At 50.0% G+C, this 22,811-nt stretch carries 10 protein-coding genes; 5 read left to right on the top strand and 5 right to left on the bottom strand.

All coding sequences use genetic code 11. The features are described from left to right. Nucleotides 1–66: 66 nt before the first annotated feature. Both IEW74_RS12740 and IEW74_RS12745 read right to left on the bottom strand, forming a co-directional pair. Nucleotides 67–552, bottom strand: coding sequence for a YchJ family protein (locus tag IEW74_RS12740; protein WP_188665800.1), 486 nt, complete (start codon nucleotides 550–552; stop codon nucleotides 67–69). 125 nt (nucleotides 553–677) lie between these two features. Next, nucleotides 678–9,839 carry a cadherin-like domain-containing protein gene (locus IEW74_RS12745; protein ID WP_188665803.1) on the bottom strand — a complete coding sequence of 3,054 codons (9,162 nt, stop codon included), beginning with the start codon at nucleotides 9,837–9,839 and terminating at the stop codon, nucleotides 678–680. Nucleotides 9,840–10,230: 391 nt separating this feature from the next. Between IEW74_RS12745 and IEW74_RS12750 the strand changes: the two genes are divergently transcribed. From IEW74_RS12750 to IEW74_RS12765, 4 genes are read left to right on the top strand one after another with little or no spacing between them, the layout of a single operon-like run. Next, on the top strand, nucleotides 10,231–11,916 hold the full coding sequence (locus IEW74_RS12750) for a peptidase domain-containing ABC transporter (RefSeq protein WP_268233809.1): 1,686 nt from the start codon (nucleotides 10,231–10,233) through the stop codon (nucleotides 11,914–11,916). Then, nucleotides 11,916–14,099: a peptidase domain-containing ABC transporter gene (locus tag IEW74_RS12755; RefSeq protein ID WP_188665809.1), complete on the top strand. Its 2,184-nt coding sequence runs from the start codon at nucleotides 11,916–11,918 to the stop codon at nucleotides 14,097–14,099. The genes IEW74_RS12750 and IEW74_RS12755 overlap by 1 nt, the downstream gene beginning before the upstream one ends. Further along, nucleotides 14,096–15,460 (top strand): HlyD family type I secretion periplasmic adaptor subunit, encoded by a 1,365-nt coding sequence (locus IEW74_RS12760; RefSeq protein WP_188665812.1) that lies wholly within the window; start codon nucleotides 14,096–14,098, stop codon nucleotides 15,458–15,460. Before IEW74_RS12755 ends, IEW74_RS12760 begins: the two co-directional genes overlap by 4 nt. Nucleotides 15,461–15,503: 43 nt before the next feature. Beyond that, nucleotides 15,504–16,784 (top strand): DUF2336 domain-containing protein, encoded by a 1,281-nt coding sequence (locus IEW74_RS12765; protein WP_188665815.1) that lies wholly within the window; start codon nucleotides 15,504–15,506, stop codon nucleotides 16,782–16,784. 5 nt (nucleotides 16,785–16,789) lie between these two features. Here the strand turns inward: IEW74_RS12765 and IEW74_RS12770 are convergent, their stop codons facing one another. Further along, nucleotides 16,790–17,617, bottom strand: coding sequence for an ABC transporter substrate-binding protein (locus tag IEW74_RS12770; RefSeq protein WP_188665818.1), 828 nt, complete (start codon nucleotides 17,615–17,617; stop codon nucleotides 16,790–16,792). A gap of 147 nt (nucleotides 17,618–17,764) precedes the next feature. Between IEW74_RS12770 and rnd the strand changes: the two genes are divergently transcribed. Continuing rightward, nucleotides 17,765–18,928 carry a ribonuclease D gene (gene rnd / locus IEW74_RS12775; RefSeq protein ID WP_188665821.1) on the top strand — a complete coding sequence of 388 codons (1,164 nt, stop codon included), beginning with the start codon at nucleotides 17,765–17,767 and terminating at the stop codon, nucleotides 18,926–18,928. A gap of 106 nt (nucleotides 18,929–19,034) precedes the next feature. Here the strand turns inward: rnd and IEW74_RS12780 are convergent, their stop codons facing one another. Beyond that, a complete protein-coding gene (locus IEW74_RS12780) occupies nucleotides 19,035–20,528 on the bottom strand; it encodes a Ppx/GppA family phosphatase (protein ID WP_188665824.1) in 1,494 nt (497 codons plus the stop codon). A 24-nt stretch (nucleotides 20,529–20,552) separates the two neighbouring features. Continuing rightward, nucleotides 20,553–22,706 carry an RNA degradosome polyphosphate kinase gene (locus tag IEW74_RS12785; protein ID WP_188665827.1) on the bottom strand — a complete coding sequence of 718 codons (2,154 nt, stop codon included), beginning with the start codon at nucleotides 22,704–22,706 and terminating at the stop codon, nucleotides 20,553–20,555. Nucleotides 22,707–22,811 lie beyond the last annotated feature (105 nt).

The raw sequence follows: 22,811 nt of genomic DNA on the forward strand, positions 1-22,811 counted from the left end.
AATAAGCCCCTTCATTATATCAGTTTAAGACATTCTGACATAACTTAGGGCTTTACCCCAAATGCTTTATGCCCCACAGCATTTTTTGAATTTTTTACCGGACCCGCAAATACAGGGGTCGTTACGGCCCACTTTATTGGCCACAATGCGTTGTTCCTGGGCGGGGTTCATTTCACCGTCTTCATAATACCAGCGGCCCTCGACCTTTGTAAAACGGCTGCGTTCGTGGTGAACCTGTTTGCGCCCGTTTATTTTGAAGAAAGCACGAAATTCAACAATGCCTGTGTCGTCATTTTCCTGACCGCCTTCGGTCTTGACGATTTCCAGACTGTCCCATCGGGCTTGATTGGCCCATTGCGCGGTTTCGTCTGCGTCATAATCCTTGCGACTGGCAAAGCTGAGTGTTTCTTCGAGGTAGCCGAGTTGTTCTTTTTCGAAAGCACTGTAACGTGAACGCATCAGTTTTTCAGCAGTGGGTGCAATCTCACCGTTATGAAACGGGGCGCAGCAATTTTCGTATTCCTCGCGAGAACCGCAGGGGCAAAGAGACATGATCTCGTCCTTTATTCCAAATGTTAAAATTTTCTTGTGATCCCATTTGACGCGAGACCTGTCAAGTCACAAAAAAAGGCGGATCCTCAATTAATAAAGACCCGCCTTGTAGTTTTAGGGGGTTCTTACCATTCGAAACGTTCAATTCCTTCGAATGTTAATTCGCTACCGTCAGAGAACGTGATGGTACCGGAGGCATCGTCTGAAAGCTCAATATATCCATCGGCTTGTTCTTCGATAGATCCGTTTTCCAGGTCCAGCGACCATTCGTGTTCGGCAACAGCACTGCCATCTTCATTTTCAAGATAGACGGTGTCCATCCACCCTTCGGCCCCGCTGTCACCACCATGAACAACATCATCGCCGGACCCTTCCCCGAAGTAGAACAGATCATCGCCTTCACCGCCGATCATCGTGTCGTTGCCAGCCCCGCCATAGAAGGTGTCGTCACCGGCGCCACCATCCAGCGTATTGCTGCTCCAATCGTTGCCGGCATCCAGAACATCATTGCCGTCTCCGCCGGATATGTCGTCGGACCCACGACCGCCAAACAAGGTGTCGTCCCCGGCACCGCCATCGATATCGTCATTGCCCCAATCGGTACTGTTGCGATCATCGCCATAGATGGTGTCGTTTCCGCTCCCACCAACCAGCTTGTCATCGCCTCCATCACCCATCAGGGTGTCGGCACCGGACCCACCGACCAATTCGTCGTTACCAGACCCGCCTTCAAGTGTATCGTCGCCCGATCCACCATGCAGGGTATCGGTTCCAGAGTCCCCAGTCAGTTGGTCATCACCGGACCCGCCGACAAGGAAATCATCGCCGGATCCACCGTCCAGAACGTCGTTACCACCTTCGCCGTAAATTTCATCGTTGCCGGACCCGCCGTCTAATGTGTCGTTGCCATCGGTGTTATTGTCTGTGGCGGCATCCAGATTGTCTCCGTCGTCGCCGTACATTACATCGTTATGAGCCCCGCCATAGACACGGTCATCGCCAGCCCCACCGGACATAAGGTCGTCGCCATAGTTGTCGTTGGCATCACCAACCCGGTCATCGCCTCCTTTGCCAGTGTACATTTCTTTGCCATCGGTTTTCCAGTCTGTGTTGTGGGCATCCATATTATCATCACGACCACTACCATTGTTTTTGGTGAACGCTTTTGATCCCCCCATGTCGTCTTTTGCTTCATCGAACTCGCGATAATTGCTGTTATCGGTATTTTCGTTTTCGGCTTCGATATTGGATAGTGGTACTTCGGGTTCCACAATAACGGGGTCTTCAGGCGTTTCCGTTTCATGCGCTGCGATTTCAGCACTTACGCTTGTCGTTGCGGTATCCGAACCTTCACTGGCGGTTACAGAAGCAGACAGATTGAATTCGCCATGACCTTCAGGTAGACGAAGGACGACATCTCCCAGATTATCAGCCGAAATATTTGCTGATCCTGCGGTGATGGTGACTTCTTGTCCGTCAACCAACAGGACGGCTCCATCAGGAATATCGCTAAGCGTTACATCAGAAAGAGTTTCTGAACCGTCTGTATCTGTTAATTCGGCACTCAGGTTTACGGGGTAATCGACAAATGTTTCACCCGGATTATCCGGCAATGTTTGTGTTGCGTCGATGTTATCGAGATACATTCCCCGGCCATAATCCTGTGCATCGCCGACACTGACAAATTCGATGGTCATTGGCTCGCCCGTTCCGGTAAAGCTGAAAGACCCATCTTGCCAGTTGGTATCTGATCCATGAGAATTGTCGTGGCTGAACTCTGCAACCGTTTGGCCATTGATGCGAACTTCAATGGCGTTGACGTTTTCATCAAAGCCGGGGCGACCAGAATAATCAAACTCAATGTTATAGGTCGCATCTTCTACCGTATCAATGGTCCGGTTAATGCTGGTAGCATCATCATAATGGTCGCGGGCATCGTCATTTAATTCAACGTAGGCACCATCACCGGAATAATCGTTGTTATACCGGGATTGATTCCAGACTTCGATGGCATCTGAATTGGTATCCCAACCATCCACTTCACCAGAATGGAAGCCGCTGCTGGCTTCACCAAAGCTTGTTGAAAAGACAGTGGTAGTTTCACCAGCTTCGGCCCCAAGGATGATTGTGCTCGGTTCGCCGATTTCAAGGTTCAGTGAGGGGGCATCGGCCTGTGCATCGGCTGTGACCTGGGCTGTTGTACTGCTTGTGGCACTGTCATCCCCGTCTGTTGATGTGACGGAAGCAGAAAGGTCAAATCCATCGTGGTTTTGTGGCATCCGCAGAACAACATCACTTAAATCATTCGTGGAAAGAGTTGCGCTGGCGTCACTGACCTCGACTTCTTCTCCGTTAACCAACAGTACAGCCCCAGCGGGAATGTCATTCAGGGTGATGTCGGATAATGTTTCCGATCCATCCGCATCTGTTTGGGCAACATTGATGTCAATGGGATAATCAATGACAGGGTTACCTGCTTCAACATGTTCAAATTCGATATTGTTGATCAGGAAATCGTCATCATCCCCCGGTGCGGTGAAAATAATTTGATCAAAGGCGCTGTTGTCATCTGTATGGATTGTGATTGCACCGTCAACGCCGTCACTTCCACCATGAATAACGCCTTCACCGACTTTTTCACCATCTTGATACAGTTCGTATTTGGCGTCTTCTTGACTGTTTTGCCAAGCAAAGGAAACATCGACACTGGATACGTCATTGTCAAAATCAACGATTAATTCTTCAGACAAGCCATTGCTGTGACCTGTTTCGACATCGGCACCCGAGGCACGACCATTCACACCAAAACCTGAAGGATTTCCGTTGGTGACACCTATATTATCGCTGGAGGCTTCGCTCAGTTGTCCATGATCAATGACCCGGCCAGAGACGCTAAATCCATTTCCACCATCCAGCACGTTATTGTTGTCGATTGTTACTTCTGTGGTTTGTCCACCCACAGTCTGGGCTGTTCCGTCACCAATATTCATAGAAATTGTGGGGGCATCGGCCACTGCACTGACATCAACAGTCGCGTTTGATGTGGCGCTGTCGATGCCATCGCTGACGGTATAGCTGAAGCTTTCTGTTCCACTGTAATCTTCATCGGCACTGAACTCGACCGTACCATCTTCATTCAATGTGACAGTCCCATTGCCAACATCAACGCTATCACCTGCGGATACATCAACACCGTTGATTTGAGTGATGTTGAGATCATCACTTTCAATGTCGCTGTCATTGCCTGTCAAATCAAGGGTGACGGCTGTATCTTCCGACGTACTTGCCGTATCGGCATTCGCTGTTGGGCCGTCATTGACGGCGGCAACCTCGATGGTGCCACCGGCGGCGGTGGTGGTGGTGCCGTCCGAGACATCATACGTGAGATCGATGGATCCGTTGAAATCATCAGCGGGTTCGAACGTCCAGGTGCCGTTACCGTTATCGGTGAGCGTGCCGCCATCGGCTGCGAGGTTCTGCACAGACAGATTATCGCCATCGACGTCTGATGCGTTCGCCAGCAACTGAGATTCAGAAATGGTGATGGTGCCATCTTCGTTCATGGCAAACGAGGTATCTTCGCTGACCACGGCTGCGTCATTGACGGCGGCGACCTCGATGGTGCCACCGGCTTGCGTGGTGGTGGTGCCATCCGAGACATCATACGTGAGATCGATGGATCCGTTGAAATCATCAGCGGGTTCGAACGTCCAGGTGCCGTTACCGTTATCGGTGAGCGTGCCGCCATCGGCTGCGAGGTTCTGCACGGACAGATTATCGCCATCGACGTCTGATGCGTTCGCCAGCAACTGAGATTCAGAAATGGTAATGGTGCCATCTTCATTCATGGCAAACGATGTATCTTCGCTGACCACGGCTGCGTCATTAACCGCTGCGACCTCGATGGTGCCACCGGCGGCGGTGGTGGTGGTGCCGTCCGAGACATCATACGTGAGATCGATGGATCCGTTGAAATCATCAGCGGGTTCGAACGTCCATGTGCCATCGCCGTTATCGGTGAGCGTGCCGCCATCGGCTGCGAGGTTCTGCACGGACAGATTATCGCCATCGACGTCTGATGCGTTCGCCAGCAACTGAGATTCAGAAATGGTAATGGTGCCATCTTCATTCATGGCAAACGATGTGTCTTCGCTGACCACGGCTGCGTCATTGACGGCGGCAACCTCGATGGTGCCACCGGCGGCGGTGGTGGTGGTGCCGTCCGAGACATCATACGTGAGATCGATGGAACCGTTGAAATCATCAGCGGGTTCGAACGTCCATGTGCCATCGCCGTTATCGGTGAGCGTGCCGCCATCAGCTGCGAGGTTTTGCACGGACAGATTATCGCCATCGACGTCTGATGCGTTCGCCAGCAACTGAGATTCAGAAATGGTAATGGTGCCATCTTCATTCATGGCAAACGATGTATCTTCGCTGACCACGGCCGCGTCATTGACGGCGGCGACCTCGATGGTGCCACCGGCGGCGGTGATGGTGGTGCCATCCGAGACATCATACGTGAGATCGATGGAACCGTTGAAATCCTCAGCGGGTTCGAACGTCCATGTGCCGTTACCGTTATCGGTGAGCGTGCCGCCATCGGCTGCGAGGTTCTGCACGGACAGATTATCGCCATCGACGTCTGATGCGTTCGCCAGCAACTGAGATTCAGAAATGGTGATGGTGCCATCTTCGTTCATGGCAAACGATGTATCTTCGCTGACCACGGCTGCGTCATTGACGGCTGCGACCTCGATGGTGCCACCGGCGGCGGTGGTGGTGGTGCCGTCCGAGACATCATACGTGAGATCGATGGATCCGTTGAAATCATCAGCGGGTTCGAACGTCCATGTGCCATCGCCGTTATCGGTGAGCGTGCCGCCATCGGCTGCGAGGTTCTGCACGGACAGATTATCGCCATCGACATCTGATGCGTTCGCCAGCAACTGAGATTCAGAAATGGTGATGGTGCCATCTTCATTCATGGCAAACGAGGTATCTTCGCTGACCACGGCTGCGTCATTGACCGCTGCAACCTCGATGGTGCCACCGGCTTGCGTGGTGGTGGTGCCGTCCGAGACATCATACGTGAGATCGATGGAACCGTTGAAATCCGCAGCGGGTTCGAACGTCCAGGTGCCATCGCCGTTATCGGTGAGCGTGCCGCCATCGGCTGCGAGGTTCTGCACGGACAGATTATCGCCATCGACATCTGATGCGTTCGCCAGCAACTGAGATTCAGAAATGGTGATGGTGCCATCTTCATTCATGGCAAACGAGGTGTCTTCGCTGACCACGGCTGCGTCATTGACCGCTGCAACCTCGATGGTGCCACCGGCTTGCGTGGTGGTGGTGCCGTCCGAGACATCATACGTGAGATCGATGGAACCGTTGAAATCATCAGCGGGTTCGAACGTCCAGGTGCCATCGCCGTTATCGGTGAGCGTGCCGCCATCGGCTGCGAGGTTCTGCACAGACAGATTATCGCCATCGACGTCTGATGCGTTCGCCAGCAACTGAGATTCAGAAATGGTGATGGTGCCATCTTCATTCATGGCAAACGAGGTATCTTCGCTGACCTCGGCCGCGTCATTGACGGCGGCAACTTCAATCGTGCCACCGGCTTGCGTGGTGGTGGTGCCGTCCGAGACATCATACGTGAGATCGATGGATCCGTTGAAATCATCAGCGGGTTCGAACGTCCATGTGCCGTTACCGTTATCACTCAGCGTGCCGCCATCGGCTGCGAGGTTTTGCACGGACAGATTATCGCCATCGACGTCTGATGCGTTCGCCAGCAACTGAGATTCAGAAATGGTGATGGTGCCATCTTCATTCATGGCAAACGAGGTATCTTCGCTGACCACGGCTGCGTCATTGACGGCGGCGACCTCGATGGTGCCACCGGCGGCGGTGGTGGTGGTGCCGTCCGAGACATCATACGTGAGATCGATGGATCCGTTGAAATCATCAGCGGGTTCGAACGTCCATGTGCCATCGCCGTTATCGGTGAGCGTGCCGCCATCAGCTGCGAGGTTTTGCACAGACAGATTATCGCCATCGACGTCTGATGCGTTCGCCAGCAACTGAGATTCAGAAATGGTAATGGTGCCATCTTCATTCATGGCAAACGAGGTATCTTCGCTGACCACGGCCGCGTCATTGACGGCGGCGACCTCGATGGTGCCACCGGCTTGCGTGGTGGTGGTGCCGTCCGAGACATCATACGTGAGATCGATGGATCCGTTGAAATCATCAGCGGGTTCGAACGTCCATGTGCCGTTACCGTTATCGGTGAGCGTGCCGCCATCGGCTGCGAGGTTCTGCACAGACAGATTATCGCCATCCACATCCGAAGCATTCGCCAGCAACTGAGATTCAGAAATGGTGATGGTGCCATCTTCATTCATGGCAAACGAGGTATCTTCGCTGACCACGGCTGCGTCATTGACGGCGGCAACCTCGATGGTGCCACCGGCGGCGGTGGTGGTGGTGCCGTCCGAGACATCATACGTGAGATCGATGGAACCGTTGAAATCATCAGCGGGTTCGAACGTCCATGTGCCGTTACTGTTATCGGTGAGCGTGCCGCCATTGGCTGCGAGGTTTTGCACAGACAGATTATCGCCATCGACATCTGATGCGTTCGCCAGCAACTGAGATTCAGAAATGGTAATGGTGCCATCTTCATTCATGGCAAACGAGGTATCTTCGCTGACCACGGCTGCGTCATTGACGGCGGCGACCTCGATGGTGCCACCGGCGGCGGTGGTGGTGGTGCCGTCCGAGACATCATACGTGAGATCGATGGAACCGTTGAAATCATCAGCGGGTTCGAACGTCCAGGTGCCATCGCCGTTATCGGTGAGCGTGCCGCCATTGGCTGCGAGGTTTTGCACAGACAGATTATCGCCATCGACGTCTGATGCGTTCGCCAGCAACTGAGATTCAGAGATCGTAATGGTGCCATCTTCATTCATGGCAAACGATGTATCTTCGCTGACCACGGCTGCGTCATTGACGGCGGCGACCTCGATGGTGCCACCGGCTTGCGTGGTGGTGGTGCCGTCCGAGACATCATACGTGAGATCGATGGATCCGTTGAAATCATCAGCGGGTTCGAACGTCCATGTGCCATCGCCGTTATCACTCAGCGTGCCACCATCGGCTGCGAGGTTTTGCACGGACAGATTATCGCCATCGACATCTGATGCGTTCGCCAGCAACTGAGATTCAGAAATGGTAATGGTGCCATCTTCGTTCATGGCAAACGAGGTATCTTCGGTGACCACGGCTGCGTCATTGACGGCGGCGACCTCGATGGTGCCACCGGCGGCGGTGGTGGTGGTGCCGTCCGAGACATCATACGTGAGATCGATGGATCCGTTGAAATCATCAGCGGGTTCGAACGTCCATGTGCCATCGCCGTTATCACTCAGCGTGCCACCATCGGCTGCGAGGTTTTGCACGGACAGATTATCGCCATCGACATCTGATGCGTTCGCCAGCAACTGAGATTCAGAAATGGTAATGGTGCCATCTTCATTCATGGCAAACGAGGTATCTTCGCTGACCACGGCTGCGTCATTGACGGCGGCGACCTCAATGGTGCCACCGGCTTGCGTGGTGGTGGTGCCGTCCGAGACATCATACGTGAGATCGATGGAACCGTTGAAATCCGCAGCGGGTTCGAACGTCCATGTGCCGTTACCGTTATCGGTGAGCGTGCCGCCATCGGCTGCGAGGTTCTGCACGGACAGATTATCGCCATCGACATCTGATGCGTTCGCCAGCAACTGAGATTCAGAAATGGTGATGGTGCCATCTTCGTTCATGGCAAACGAGGTATCTTCGCTGACCACGGCTGCGTCATTGACGGCGGCGACCTCGATGGTGCCACCGGCTTGCGTGGTGGTGGTGCCGTCCGAGACATCATACGTGAGATCGATGGAACCGTTGAAATCATCAGCGGGTTCGAACGTCCATGTGCCGTTACCGTTATCGGTGAGCGTGCCGCCATCGGCTGCGAGGTTCTGCACGGACAGATTATCGCCATCGACGTCTGATGCGTTCGCCAGCAACTGAGATTCAGAAATGGTAATGGTGCCATCTTCATTCATGGCAAACGATGTGTCTTCGGTGACCACGGCCGCGTCATTGACGGCGGCGACCTCGATGGTGCCACCGGCGGCGGTGATGGTGGTGCCATCCGAGACATCATACGTGAGATCGATGGATCCGTTGAAATCATCAGCGGGTTCGAACGTCCATGTGCCATCGCCGTTATCACTCAGCGTGCCGCCATCGGCTGCGAGGTTCTGCACAGACAGATTATCGCCATCGACGTCTGATGCGTTCGCCAGCAACTGAGATTCAGAAATGGTAATGGTGCCATCTTCATTCATGGCAAACGAGGTATCTTCGCTGACCACGGCTGCGTCATTGACGGCGGCAACTTCAATCGTGCCTTCAACGGTTGTTGTGCTTTCGCCGTCTGTTACTTTATAGGAGAGGTCAATATCACCGTTGAAATCGGCGTTGGGCTGGAATGTCCATGTGCCATCGCCATTGTCGGTCAGGTTACCGCCTTCCATCTGCAAGTCGAAAGCTGTCAGTTGGTCACCATCTGCATCAGTGACATTTTCGAGAAGGTCGGCTTGGGTAATGGTCAGGGTGCCGTCTTCGTTGACTTCAAGGGAAGCATCTTCTGTTGCAACAGGTGCGCTGTTTTCTTCTGATATATCATCGGTGGTGTCTTTGTCGTTTTCGGTATTTAAAACGATGTCGATTTCAAGTTGAATGTTAACGGTTGTTTGTTGCGGGTCAATGGCGAGGTAAAACTCATTACTATCTGACGTATTAATGACGATAGAACCGTCTCCTTGAACGTAGCCCGCAGAAGATTCAACACCTTGGGGGAGGTTGCGCAGGATAATTTGTTGGTTGGTACCATCGGTATATTTAGATAAATCAAGAGAAAGGAGAGCGAATTTTCCGGCTTGGGCCGCAGAGCTCAAGTCTTCCGAGGAGATATTGACCTTCAGGTGTTGAAGACTGTTTGCGTCATCGTCGTTTGAAAGGCGGCTACCAGTTGAGATACGTTGTTCACCAAGGGATTTGGATTTATCGCTTGCAATATGGGTGGATTGCAGGGCCAGATCGCTTTCCTGTTCAATCTCAAAATTGTTAATAACGACGACTTTGTCGGACAAGCCCTGATCGTTTGCCCCTGTGTCGAGATCAAACATTTCGATACTGCTTTTGGTGGCCTGATTCTGTTCCATGATCGTTCCCCTGACGCAAACACCGGATTCGGGCGTAAGCAACCTTTTAAAAATAAACTAGAAGTTGCCTAATCTTATCATAGGGAGGTCGTTGAGATTCGAAGTTTCAATATAAGTCTGAAAATAAGATTAATTAATATTATTTAAAATAACATAATCGAAAAAGGTATTAGGTATAATTACGTAAATATACGGAAGGTTACTTATAGCCTTATGGATAGTCGTTACTATTTATTAACCAACGAATCCTACACTTTGGATAGAGTCCATAAAAGTCAAAGTCCTTCACTTTTTGGTAAATATTTGAAAAAAGTAATGAAATAATTCTATGGCCCATGAAAAAGCACAGAATCGATTTGTAAGACCGATGCGTCGCGTAATGCTTAGTCGCATGGATGTGCTTTTATCGTCGTTTGCGGTAAATTTGCTGACGTTAGCTCTACCTCTAGTAGTTCTTCAGGTGTATGACAGGATTATACCCAGCAGTTCAACGGACACCTTTACCTTTATGGTTTTGGGATTGGTCGGTGTCGTTTTGTTGGATGGAAGTCTGCGGGTTTTAAGAACATATACGATTACATGGGCGGGGACGCGTTTTGAGCATGCCGCATCTGTGCGCGCCTGTGAAACTTTTTTAAGTTCGGAAATTCAGGATTTTGAGACAACGCCACCCGGTGTGCAAATGGAGCGTTTTTCATCAATTGAGGCACTGCGCGATCATCAATCCGGGCAAGGGTTGATCAGCTTTACCGAATTGCCGTTTGCGGTGATTTTTGTGGCGTTGATTGCGCTTATTGGCGGTCCCTTGGTGATTGCACCGATTGCGGTCTGTGCTATAGCCGCGATTTTTGCGATTTGGCTGGGCTATAGCCTTGATAAAATTATCCGGACAAGAAATGAGCTGGATGATGATCGTTACAATTTCATATTTCAGGTTTTAAATGGCATCCATTCCGTCAAGGGATTAGGGATGGAAGGCTTGATGTGTCGCCATTATCAGCACTTACATGCACCGGTTGCCCTGATTATGGAAAAAATGGTGTTTTATTCTTCCCTTGGGCAATCCGTTGGCGCAATTTTGAGCAACTTTGCAATGGTATCGGTTGCCTTGCTGGGCAGTATATTTGTGATTGAGGGCAACTTGACGGGGGGATCGTTGATGGCCTGTACCCTGTTGGGTGGGCGTGCGATTCAACCCTTAATTCGCATGATTGGTGTTTGGGTACAATATCGGTCATTGAAATTGTCAAACGAGCGATTGAAAAAGCTGGGGGCGATCCGTCAGGAAAATAAAGAACCCGTTCACGAAGAAAATACACCGCAAATCAAAGGGGATATCGTTTTTGAAAAGGCGACGATTTATCAGATTAATACGGGAATGCCAATTTTCAAGGATTTGAATTTGCATATTCGTGCGGGTGAAACGGTTGCCATTTTGGGGCAGGTCGGCGGGGGGAAATCGTCTTTGCTTGAGGCGATTGCAGGCTTTATTCCTGTTTTGGAAGGGAACCTTTATTATGATGGTGTTGATTCAAGGCAGTTGAGTTATCGCAAACTTCGCCAACAAATGGGATATGTCCGTCAAAATGCCCCGTTATTTAGAGGGACCTTGCGCGAGAACCTGACAAAATTCAGAGGTCGGGATTATTTACCCGCTGCCCTTGATATTGCGGATAAATTGGGGTTGAGCGAGATTATCGCGGCGATGCCGAAAGGCTTGGACACGCCGGTGGGGGAGTCGGCATCGGAAGGTTTATCGGGCTCCGTTCAGCAGATGGTGAGCTTAACCCTGACATTTGCAGACAAGCCCCGCATTCTTTTGTTGGACGAAGCCAATACGGCCTTGGACGGTGATGCCGACAGACGATTGCGCGAGTATTTGGAAACGTTGAAGGGCGAAACGACAATTTTAATGATCACGGAACGTCCGTCCCTGATTAATATTGCAGATCGGGTCTTTGACGCCTCGCATGGTGTGGTGAAACAAATTGAATGGGAAGGCTTTGGGTCAAGGCCGAAACCAAGGCCCAATCCCTTGAAACCGTCACGCCCGCATGAACAGAAGGGAGTGGCATAATGGGACATGTTGTTTTACATCAGCCACCACCTCAAAATTTATCGCGATTGTGGCGAAAGGCTTTGTTTAATTATACAGGGGCAGAAGAACTTGAACCTGTTTTGCAAAGTTTATTGTCTCTGTTGGAAGCGATTGACTGGAAAGGGTCGCCCCATCGTTTAATTGAGGCTATGCCTTATGATGCGGGGCAAATGACGATTTATGATTTGCGCGATATTTTGATGCGTTTGGGATTTAAAACCATTCGATTGAAAACGCGCCATGACAAGTTATCGTTGCGGCTGTGCCCTTGTATCCTGCATGCAAAAGGACGGTATTATATTGTGCGTGCCGATGGGCGAAAAATTGTTGCCCATGATCCGGTTTCAAGTGAGGATAAACCCGTTCGCAGTGTGCGCGGGGGTACATTCTATGTCATTGAAAAGATTGATCGGGAAAAAGCGGACGATGTGGATCGGTCCGCCCTGTGGTTTAGAAATTTGTTTTTACAATTCCAGCCCTTGATTGCGAAGTCTTTTATTGTCAGTTTTTTCATTAACCTGATGGCCCTGACTATACCGTTGGCCGTTATGATGATTTATGATCAGGTGATTGCGAAAGAATCCAAGGTTACCTTGCTGTATGTTGCCAGTGGCGTGGGGCTTGCCTTGGGGTTTGAACTTTTGCTGCGGATCATGCGTTCCAAGGAACAAGCTTATATCGGGGCGCGTTTTGACTATCTGGTCAGTACGAAAGTCTTTGAGCAAATTTTGCATTTGCCACCCGTTTTTACCGAACGCGCCCCGGTTGGCGGCCAAGTGTCACGTATTCGCAGTTTTGAATCCTTGCGCGAAATTTTCACGGGTTCATTGGCCAATACGTTATTGGATTTACCGTTTGTTCTTTTGTTTGTGGCGGTGATTGGTTTTATTGCTGGTCCTATGGTGGCGGTTCCAATGGTGCTTGCGACCATATATGCGATTTTTGGGGCGGTTATTATGCCGGAAATACGGGCACGGTCGAAGATGTCGGCAGAGGTTCGATCTGCGCGTTATACGTTTTTAGTCGAGATGCTCTGGCAAATGCGCCAAGTAAAACAAAGATGTAGTGAAGAACGTTGGTTGAAACGGTTTCGGGAATTATCCGGCGATGCGGCATGGGCGAATATGCAAGTGACCCGCCTGCAAGGCAATGTACAGAATATTGCACAAAGCCTGATGATGGCGGCTGGTGTTGCAACGCTTGTTTTTGGTGTGTATGGGGTTATGAACGGCGTCATCAGTTTGGGCGCGTTGGTGGCGACCATGATGCTGGTCTGGCGCATTTTGTCGCCGTTACAAGCCTTGTTCAATGTGTCAAACCGGATTGAACAAATGCAAAATGGTGTACGCCAACTGAAAAGCATTTTGCGTTTTGCCCCGGAACAGGAACCGGGGGATACGCCGCATGCAAATGTTGAATATAAAGGCGCGATTGAATTTAACCGGGTCAGTATGCGTTATAAATCCGATGCCAATCCGGCCATGCTGGGCGTAAGCTTTAAGGTGCAACCCGGTGAAATGATTGCGGTTACAGGGCATTCGGGATCAGGAAAAACAACCTTGGCGAAACTCATCTTGGGTCTTTATCGTCCACAGGCCGGGTCAGTTACTTTGGATGGGGTCGATATTCGACAGTTGCGCCCGATTACATTGCGTCAGACATTGGCGTATGTCCCGCAAAGCAATCATGTTTTCCCCGGAAATATATACGAAAACCTGACGTTAGCGGATCCAACAGCGAGTTTTGCACAAGTACGCAAAGCGTGCCGTCAAGCCGGTATCCTTGATACGATTGAGGCCTTGCCCCGTGGCTTTGAGACGGAATTTAAAGAGGGTTTGCAAACGCAAATTCCACAAAGCTTCTTGCGCAAAATTGCCTTGGGCCGCGCTTTCTTGCGAAAGGCACCCGTATTGATTTTGGATGAACCCGCCGGTTCGATGGATGAAAAGGATGAAGCCGTCTTTATCGAGGCCTTGAAACGGGTGCGGGGGAAACAAACGATTATTATGATTACCCAACGTCCCAGCCATATGCGGATGTGTGATCGGCTATTGGTGTTGAAAGAAGGGCAAATCGACATGAATGGTAACCCGGAGGAGGTGTTGGCAAAAATGTTTGCAAAACCCCAACCTAATCCGAAACCGCAAGGAACAGCAGCATGAGTAATTCATCTGATAATGGTGTACAGGAAATGCTGTCAAAAACGCGTACGATGCCGCGTGAACAGCTTAAACTTTTGTCGCATGAAGCGATGCTGGAAGAATCTGGTCCGTCGCGGGCGGCCTCAACCCTTATTGTCTTGATTACATCAATGCTGTTTGTGGCTTTTGTCTGGGCCAATTATGTGGATATTAAAACGTCGGCAACCACACTCGGGACTGTTATCCCATCTGGTGATAAACGTGTGGTGCAGCATTTGGAAGGTGGGATCGTTCAATCCATTCTGGTGCGCAATGGTGATATCGTTGAAAAAGGGCAACCGTTGCTGCAATTTGAACCCACGTTGCGCACGGCTGAATTAAACCAGATCCGCGCACGTGAAGCGGCCTTGTCGATAAAAAAGCAGCGCTTGCGTGCTTTTATCGATGGGACAATGCCGGACTATAGTGCGTTTGAGAAAGAATACCCGGAACTGGTGGAGGAAAGTAACTTCAACCTGAAGGGGATACGCGCGCGTATCGAAGGGGAGAAAACGGTTTTAAGTTCTCAAATTGCGCAACAGCGTAAATCCGTTGAAAATTTTGAAAAACAAATTATCAGTCTGACAAAACAGCAAAAATTATTAAGTCAGTCTGTGGCCATGCGCAAAAAATTGTTTGATTCCGGTCATGGATCACGCGTTAATCTGATCAATGCAGAATTGGATTTAGCAAAGAATAAAGGCTCGATTACGGAAGCAGAAGTCTCCAAGGAACAAGCACTGGCAAGCATTGTGGAAACGGAAAACCAGATGCTGGAAATTGATGTGACAGAACGGGGGCGGGCACTGGATGAACTGGATAATGTCGGTGCGCAGTTGGCTGAAGTTCGTGAAAATATTGCCCGCCTTGAAGATAAAGTCACCCGTCTGGAACTTGTAAGCCCCGTCAGCGGTGTCGTCCATGCCTTGCAGGTCAACACGGCAGGAGCAGTGGTTGAACCGGCACAAGTGGTCATGGAAATTATTCCTGCAGATGAAGATGTCTTGATCGAGAACAAGATCCTGCCCAGTGATATCGGGCATGTTGAGGTCGGACAGGAAACCACCGTGACCGTTACAGGGTTTGATGCCAGACGGTATGGTACCATGAAAGGTAAATTGATTAATATGTCGCCAACCACATTTATGGATGAAAAAGGGAACCCGTTTTTCAGGGGGCATATTCGGTTGAATGAAGAACATCTGACCGCCAATGGTGTGAAACATAAAATCGTTCCCGGCATGACGGTTCAGGCCAATATTATTACAGGCGAACAAACCCTGTTGGCGTATCTGACAAGGCCTGTCTATGTGTCTTTGCTGAATGCCTTTAGGGAGCGATAAGTCCATGTCTGTTGTTGTATCCGCTTTAATGGAGAAAAACTAAGTGTTTGGTTGGTTAAAAGGCAAACGTGATACGAGTCCCTCTTATGAGGAGGCGAAGGAAATCGCGAAAAGCGACAATGTCGCAGCACGTCGTGACCTTGCGGCCTTAACCGATCTGGAACCTGAACTTTTATATTTCTTCGCAACCGACAAAGACCCGGAAGTCCGCAAGGCGGTCGCTGATAACAAGGCCGCTCCGGTTCAGGCTAAAGTTGTTCTGTGTAAGGATGAAGATAAAGCGGTTCGTGCAAAGCTGGCGTCCCGTATTGCGGAACTGACACCGGCCCTGGATCAGGATGCATCATCGCGTGCCTCGCAAATGGTAATTGAGGTTTTGGAAGGTCTGGCAACGGATCAACTTTCTGAAATTCGGGCGATTTTGACCGAAGAAATCAAGCATATGGAAAGTATTCCGAAACATACGGTGTCCAGGCTGGCGCGCGATATGGATGCGACTGTTTCTTCACCCATGTTGCAGTTCTCTCCCTTGCTGGAAGATAACGAACTGATTGAAATTATTTCAGATAGCATTCAAGACGATGCCTTGACAGCGATTGCAAAGCGCAAAGGACTAGGCGAACACGTTGCACATGCGGTTGCAGAAACAGAAAGCGGTCAAGCGGTTCAGGCGTTGCTGGAGAATAATTCCGCTCAGCTTTCCGATAATACTTTGACGTTTATTTCTGAAAAAGCGGTCGATCATCAAAATTGGCATGGTCCATTGGTCAACCGGGATGAATTACCGGAACAGGCTGTTAAAAATATTGCGGAATATGTGACCACAAGTCTGGTTAACCAGATGATTTCAAAACATAACCTGCCCAATGATGTTGTTATGGATTTGCGACGAACCGTCTTTAACCGGATGAATAAGGTGCGCAGTCGATATACGGAACATTTCTCAAATAGTCGTGTTTTGCTGGCTGAAGAAAATGATGAAATGCGCAGGCGTCTTGAAAATTCTTTAACAGAACTCGGCTTTATCGATATTCGCAGTGTCGGGGATGGGGAAACCGCCTTGCGTGTTTTTGAGGCCGAACGCACACCCGTTAAGCTGATGATTTGTTCGGACAACCTGCCCGATATGGAAGGTCAGGAAATTCTGGAAGAAGTCCGAGATCTGGATGAAGGGTTGCCGTTTATGCTGTTATCGCCAAAAAACGACGAGGCCTCCATCATGGAAGCCAAGCGTTACGGTGTGAATGAATATGTCCTCATGCCTTATAGCGAATCTGACTTGATCAAGCGAATTGAAAATATTTATCGCAAGATTGCAGGCTGACTATTTTATTTTTGTGCGTTGGGTGTGAATAAACGTTCTCCGTTTATTTTAAAACTTCCGATCAGCTTCTGCCCTTTGTCCGAAACCAGCCAGTCAATGAAGATTTGACTGTCTTGTGATTTGATATGAGGAAAACGGTTTTTATTGACAGCAATAACACCGTAAGGGTTGAGTAACGCATCCCCGCCTTCACACAAAATAACGAGCTTGCGTTTGTTTTTAAAGGCCAGCCATGTTCCCCGGTCGCTGAGGGTATAGCCATCCATACCGGCCGTAATGTTAAGGGCCGCCCCCATGCCGGACCCTGTGCTGCGATACCAGTTTCCTTGAAGTTGGTCCGGTGTAATGTCTGTAGTTTTCCAGATGGAAAGTTCTCGCTTATGCGTGCCGCTATTATCCCCGCGCGAGACAAAAACCTGTTTGTTTTGCCGAATGTTGAGCAAAGCCTGCATCGGTGACGTGCAATTTTTGATTTGTGCCGGGTCGTTTTCGGGGCCGACAATGATGAAATCGTTATACATCACATCGTAACGTTTGGTTCCATATCCATCTGCGACAAATTTATCTTCTGAAGGGCGGTGGTGAACGAAGAGAACATCGGCATCGCCTTTGCGTGCGATGCGTATGGCTTGTCCTGTACCGACCGCAATGACGCGCACCTCAATCCCGGTTTCTTCTGTAAACTTGGGAAGAAGATAAGCAAAAAGACCCGAGTTGGCTGTGGATGTTGTGGACGCAACTGTAATAAAACGTTGTTCAACAGCCTGCGCGATATGACTTAGCCCCATCAAAAGAGTAAGTGCAACAAGGAAGGAAGAAAACTTTTTCATCATATTCCAATCATTTCTTTTAGAAGTGCCGACAATTTTCTGCGCTTTTACAGCTAAGAGTATGTGAAAGGGTGCGTTGGAATCAATTGACTTTTTATTTGTAAGGTTTTCTCGTTTCCTCATCTTGGGAAAAAGTGTATAGCTATCGTCATGGATTTAATTACTGATACAGAAACGCTTGTGGCGTTTTGCGACAGGTTGGCAACGGAACGTTTTGTCACGGTCGATACGGAATTTATGCGGGAAAAAACCTATTGGCCGATGCTTTGTCTGGTGCAGTTGGGCGGCAGTGACGAGGCCTGTTGTATCGATGTCCTTGCCGATGGGATCGACTTGCAACCTTTGTTCGACCTAATGGCAAATAAAAATGTCCTGAAAGTGTTTCATGCCGCCCGTCAGGATGTTGAAATTTTTGTCAAGGCAACGGGGGCGACACCAACGCCCATGTTCGATACGCAAGTCGCGGCAATGGTTTGCGGGTTCGGAGAATCTGTTGGTTACGAAACACTGGTCAATAATATTTGCAAGAAAAATCTGGATAAGGGATCGCGCTTCACCGATTGGAGCAAGCGGCCTTTGACAGAGCGTCAGATCAAATATGCCTTGGGCGATGTTACGTATTTGCGCGATATCTATGTCTTTTTACGGGACAAGCTGGAACAAAATAATCGGGCCGGTTGGTTGGAGGAAGAAATGATGGCCCTGACCAGTCCTGAAACCTATATTGTTGATCCGCAAACGGCATGGAAACGATTAAAGGCACGTACGAAAAGCACAAAAGTTCTGGCTGTTTTGCAGGCCGTTGCAGCATGGCGTGAATATGAAGCGCAGCGGAAAAACATGCCGCGCAACCGTATTATTCGCGATGATACTTTAATCGACATCGCCCATCAATCACCCAAAGATGCGGCGGCATTGGAACGGGTGCGCGGGATGAATAAATCCATCGCAAATGGGCGTTATGGCAACGAGATGCTGGAAGCCATTCAACAGGCGATGAGTCTGGCCCCGGAAGACCATCCGGCAGCACCGACCAAGAAAGATTTACCCAAGGGATTGGGGCCGGTTGTTGACTTGTTGAAAGTGTTATTGAAATTCAAATCCGAACATAATGATGTGGCACAAAAATTAATCGCCAATGCCGGTGATCTTGAACATCTTGCCGCTTATGGGGAAGAGGCGGACGTACCGTGCTTACAGGGTTGGCGCCGCGATCTTTTTGGAAACGATGCGTTACGTTTATGCGCGGGCGATTTGGCCTTGGCGGTAAAAGGGCGTTCAATCCGTGTGATTGATGTTGGGGAAGACGTTTAGGCGCTAGAGCAAATCCCGAGTAATCTGAAACAGATTACGACAACGTATTTGCGTAAAATCAATAAGTTAGAGCATATCTTCTGAATTAGATTAAATGAGACATGCGCTAATCATGTTCCAGGCGACCACTTAAATTGAGATGCTTGGCAACGGTTTGAACGCGTCTGGCGACAGCTTCACCGATAAATATATCTTCACCTTCGGGCAAGGATAAGATCAACTCGCCACCGCGAATTTCAAGGTGTGTGTCTTCCAGCAAATGCGGTGCGCCGCTGGCAAGTGTATGTGCCAACCGTAAGGCTGCGCCGACTGTTTTTGTCCATATTGCATCATCATTATCTAAAAACGTGCGTAACGGTTTGGCGATACGGGCGTTAAAATTCCCTTTATAGCGACTGTAGACACAGGCGGCCATCAAGGCGCGGTCATGATGGGAAAGTCCGGCAACAGGCAGGCGTAGAACGCGCAAAAAACCATGGTCCGCGCGATAATCCGGGTGTTCCGCCCAAGCAATATCGTGCAAGAGGCAGGCGGCGTGGCGCAATTTTTTATGTTTATCGCTTTCATTGGCAAATAAAGGGGTCATCCAGTGGAAGACTTCTTCACCTTGTTGACCGAAACGACCTTCGCGTTCAACCAGATTGATGCAGGAACTGATTAAGGGGTCTTTGGCCTTTTGGTCTTCATCCAGCGAAAGAAAAAATTGTCCTTCGCGCATGCTGTATCCTGAAAAAACAAGGCAGGACGGCTTTATGGTTTCCAATACTTCTTGCAACAGGGCAATTGCGGCCGCCAGTGTTTCCTGCCGTTTTTTTGAGACATCGGGAACTTGCATGAATTCTTCCGGTGTCATTTGAACCAGTTGATCCAGCAGGTTTAAGGCCTGATCGGTGGGCAGGGTAAAGTTATCAATGACATGCAAGGGGTAATCGAGACGGTGCATGAATAAGCGGGCGACCGCGCGTAAGGATCCGCCAACCGCGTAAAACGGGCGGCCCTTCATCTGGTTTGTCCAACTTAAAGGCTTCAGGTGTTCGTGAATGAAGTCGCGCATTTGGGTGACCGTCTTGCGTTTTTCATCCAGAATACGCAAATGGCCCAAGGGGGTCGTATCATGTTGGGAAAAACGCCCCTGATCAAGGGCCACAAGGTCGAAGCTTGCACCGCCCATATCCCCTAAAAGCCCATCGGCATCAGGCAAGCCACTTAAAACACCGAAGGCAGCGAGTTTGGCTTCTTCTTCACCGCTTAGAACTTGTACATCGGCATTGAAGAGGTCTTTTACCTTTTGCACAAAGTGGGGACCGTCACGGGCTTCGCGCACAGCGGCCGTTGCCAGCAGGCTGACATTATCAACCTCCATGACCTCAACCAGTTTCATAAAACGATTGAGCGTTTCCAGTGCAAGGCTAACACCTTCGGGATTGAGACACCCGCTTTGATCAATCCCCAAGCCGAGACGACATTGGACTTTTTCGTTAAAAACAGGCAAGGGGATACGCGCCGGGCCGTGAAAGACAACCAGACGAACGGTATTGGACCCGATATCGACAATGGCTGTCAGGCTTCCTTTGTGTGCGGACCCGAATTGATGTGTCATAAAGGCGTCTTCTTTTCTTTAATTTTAGTCCAGCATCAACTTTTTCAGGATAGTACCCTTTTTCTTTAATGCCGACCCACGCCCGGAAAGACTGGGGTTGGTCATAAAATACGTATGGCAGGAAAAACCATCATCCCCGGCAGGAACGCGGCTGAAAGACCCATCGGCTTTCAAAACCCAGCTTTGTGCCTCATCTTTCAAATTGGCGACCAAAATTTGATCCATGATTTGGCGATGAACGGTATCGGTTTCAATAGGGATGAGGGTTTCCACGCGACGATCCAGATTTCGGGGCATCCAGTCCGCTGATGAAATATAAATTTTTGCTTTGGCATTTGGTAGTTTTCCCCCATTGCCGAAACAAACGATACGGGAATGTTCCAGAAAACGCCCGACAATGCTTTTGACGCGGATATTATCCGACAGGCCGGGGACACCGGGGCGCAGGCAGCAGATACCGCGAATAACCAGATCGACCTGAACACCGGCTTGCGAAGCGCGATAAAGCGCATCGATGATTTTTGGATCAACGATGGAGTTCATTTTCGCCCAGACATGACCGGGTTTGCCGGACTGGGCATTCTGGATCTCCTGATCGATCCCGCGAATGACGGCATTCCGCAATGTCAGGGGAGAGTATTCCATTTTCTCCATCTTTTCCGGTTCTGCATAACCTGTCATGTAATTAAACAGTTTGGTCGCATCGCGACACAAGGCCGGATCGCAGGAGAAGAAAGATAAGTCGGTATAAATTTTTGCTGTAATCGGATGGTAGTTCCCGGTTCCAAGGTGGACGTAAGAACGGAGTTTTTCACCTTCGCGGCGCACAACAAGGTTGATCTTGGCATGGGTTTTTTTATCGACGAACCCATAGACCACTTGCGCGCCAGCACGTTCCAGATCGCGCGCCCAACGGATGTTGGCTTCTTCGTCAAAACGGGCTTTCAGTTCCACCATTGCGGTGACGGATTTCCCGGCCTCGGCAGCTTCGACCAAGGCTTTGATAATCGGGGAGTTGTTGGAGGTCCGATAAAGCGTTTGCTTAATGGCAACGACATCAGGGTCGCGTGCGGCTTGTAAAACAAACTGAACCACCGCATCGAAGCTTTCATAAGGATGGTGAACAACAAAATCTTTTTTGCGAATGGCGGCAAAACAATCCCCGCCAAAATCACGGATACGTTCCGGGAAACGCACGTTGTAGGGTTTGAATTGCAGATCAGGACGTTCATCGACGATCAATTCCTTGGTGTCTGCCAAACCGAGCAACCCGTCCAGAACAAAACAATCGGCAGGATCAACACCCAATTCCTCAACCACCAAATCGCGCAATTCGTCGGAGAGTTCAGCATCCAGTGACATGCGGATCACAGATCCCCGGCGGCGGCGTTTCAAGGCTGATTCGAAGGTGCGTACCAAATCTTCGGCTTCTTCGTCGATTTCCATCTCGCTGTCCCGAATGATTTTGAAAAGCCCGGACGAAGCCACCGCATAATTGGGGAACAGATGACGCTGAAACAGGCGAATAACCTCTTCCATCGGCATGAAACGAATGGTTTTTCCATAATCAGGCAGACGCACGAAACGCGGCAACATTTGCGGCAAGGGAACAAGAGCTTTGAGGGCGCTTTGGTCAAGATCGGATTCCAATGCAAACATCATCGCAAGCCCGAGGTTCGGAATAAAGGGGAAGGGATGGGCCGGATCAATCGCAAGCGGTGTCAGGGATGGGAAAATCTGTTCGAGGAAATGTTCTTCCAGCCACGCAATATCGCGTTTCGGGATATCCTGACATTTTAAAACTTTAATCCCTTCTTTTAAAAGTAGGGCGCGCAGTGAACGATATTGTTCCTGCTGTCCCATAATCAGTTTGTTTGCTGATTTATGGATTTGTTCGAGTTGTTGTGCCGGGCCGAGGCCGTCATAGCTCAGGTTTTTAATGCCGGCATGAACCTGACCGTTCAGGCCGGCAACGCGAACCATGTAGAACTCATCAAGGTTTGCCGCTGAAATAGACAGAAAGCGTACACGTTCCAGTAAAGGATGGCGCACATTGTCTGCTTCTTCCAACACACGGGTGTTGAAGGCAAGCCACGAGAGTTCGCGGTTGATAAAACGTTCCGGGGAGTCCGGTGCAATGGCGGGGGCGATTGGATTGGCCTGATTTTCTGTCGTCATGCGGCGAGACTCCCTATTATATTAAAAGGCAAGAATACAGAGCAAACGCGAAGAACGCGATTTTGTTTGCTGCATGTATCCGATTGGCTGGGGTGTAATCGAAAA

The organism is Terasakiella brassicae, assembly GCF_014641495.1.
Lineage (GTDB): Bacteria > Pseudomonadota > Alphaproteobacteria > Rhodospirillales > Terasakiellaceae > Terasakiella > Terasakiella brassicae.

What these genes read in the sequence shown, in the direction of transcription:
- IEW74_RS12740 (WP_188665800.1), bottom strand. Translation starts at nt 552, where the DNA reads ATGTCTCTTTGCCCCTGCGGTTCTCGCGAGGAATACGAAAATTGCTGC.
- IEW74_RS12745 (WP_188665803.1), bottom strand. Translation starts at nt 9,839, where the DNA reads ATGGAACAGAATCAGGCCACCAAAAGCAGTATCGAAATGTTTGATCTC.
- IEW74_RS12750 (WP_268233809.1), top strand. Translation starts at nt 10,231, where the DNA reads ATGGATGTGCTTTTATCGTCGTTTGCGGTAAATTTGCTGACGTTAGCT.
- IEW74_RS12755 (WP_188665809.1), top strand. Translation starts at nt 11,916, where the DNA reads ATGGGACATGTTGTTTTACATCAGCCACCACCTCAAAATTTATCGCGA.
- IEW74_RS12760 (WP_188665812.1), top strand. Translation starts at nt 14,096, where the DNA reads ATGAGTAATTCATCTGATAATGGTGTACAGGAAATGCTGTCAAAAACG.
- IEW74_RS12770 (WP_188665818.1), bottom strand. Translation starts at nt 17,617, where the DNA reads ATGATGAAAAAGTTTTCTTCCTTCCTTGTTGCACTTACTCTTTTGATG.
- rnd (WP_188665821.1), top strand. Translation starts at nt 17,765, where the DNA reads ATGGATTTAATTACTGATACAGAAACGCTTGTGGCGTTTTGCGACAGG.
- IEW74_RS12780 (WP_188665824.1), bottom strand. Translation starts at nt 20,528, where the DNA reads ATGACACATCAATTCGGGTCCGCACACAAAGGAAGCCTGACAGCCATT.
- IEW74_RS12785 (WP_188665827.1), bottom strand. Translation starts at nt 22,706, where the DNA reads ATGACGACAGAAAATCAGGCCAATCCAATCGCCCCCGCCATTGCACCG.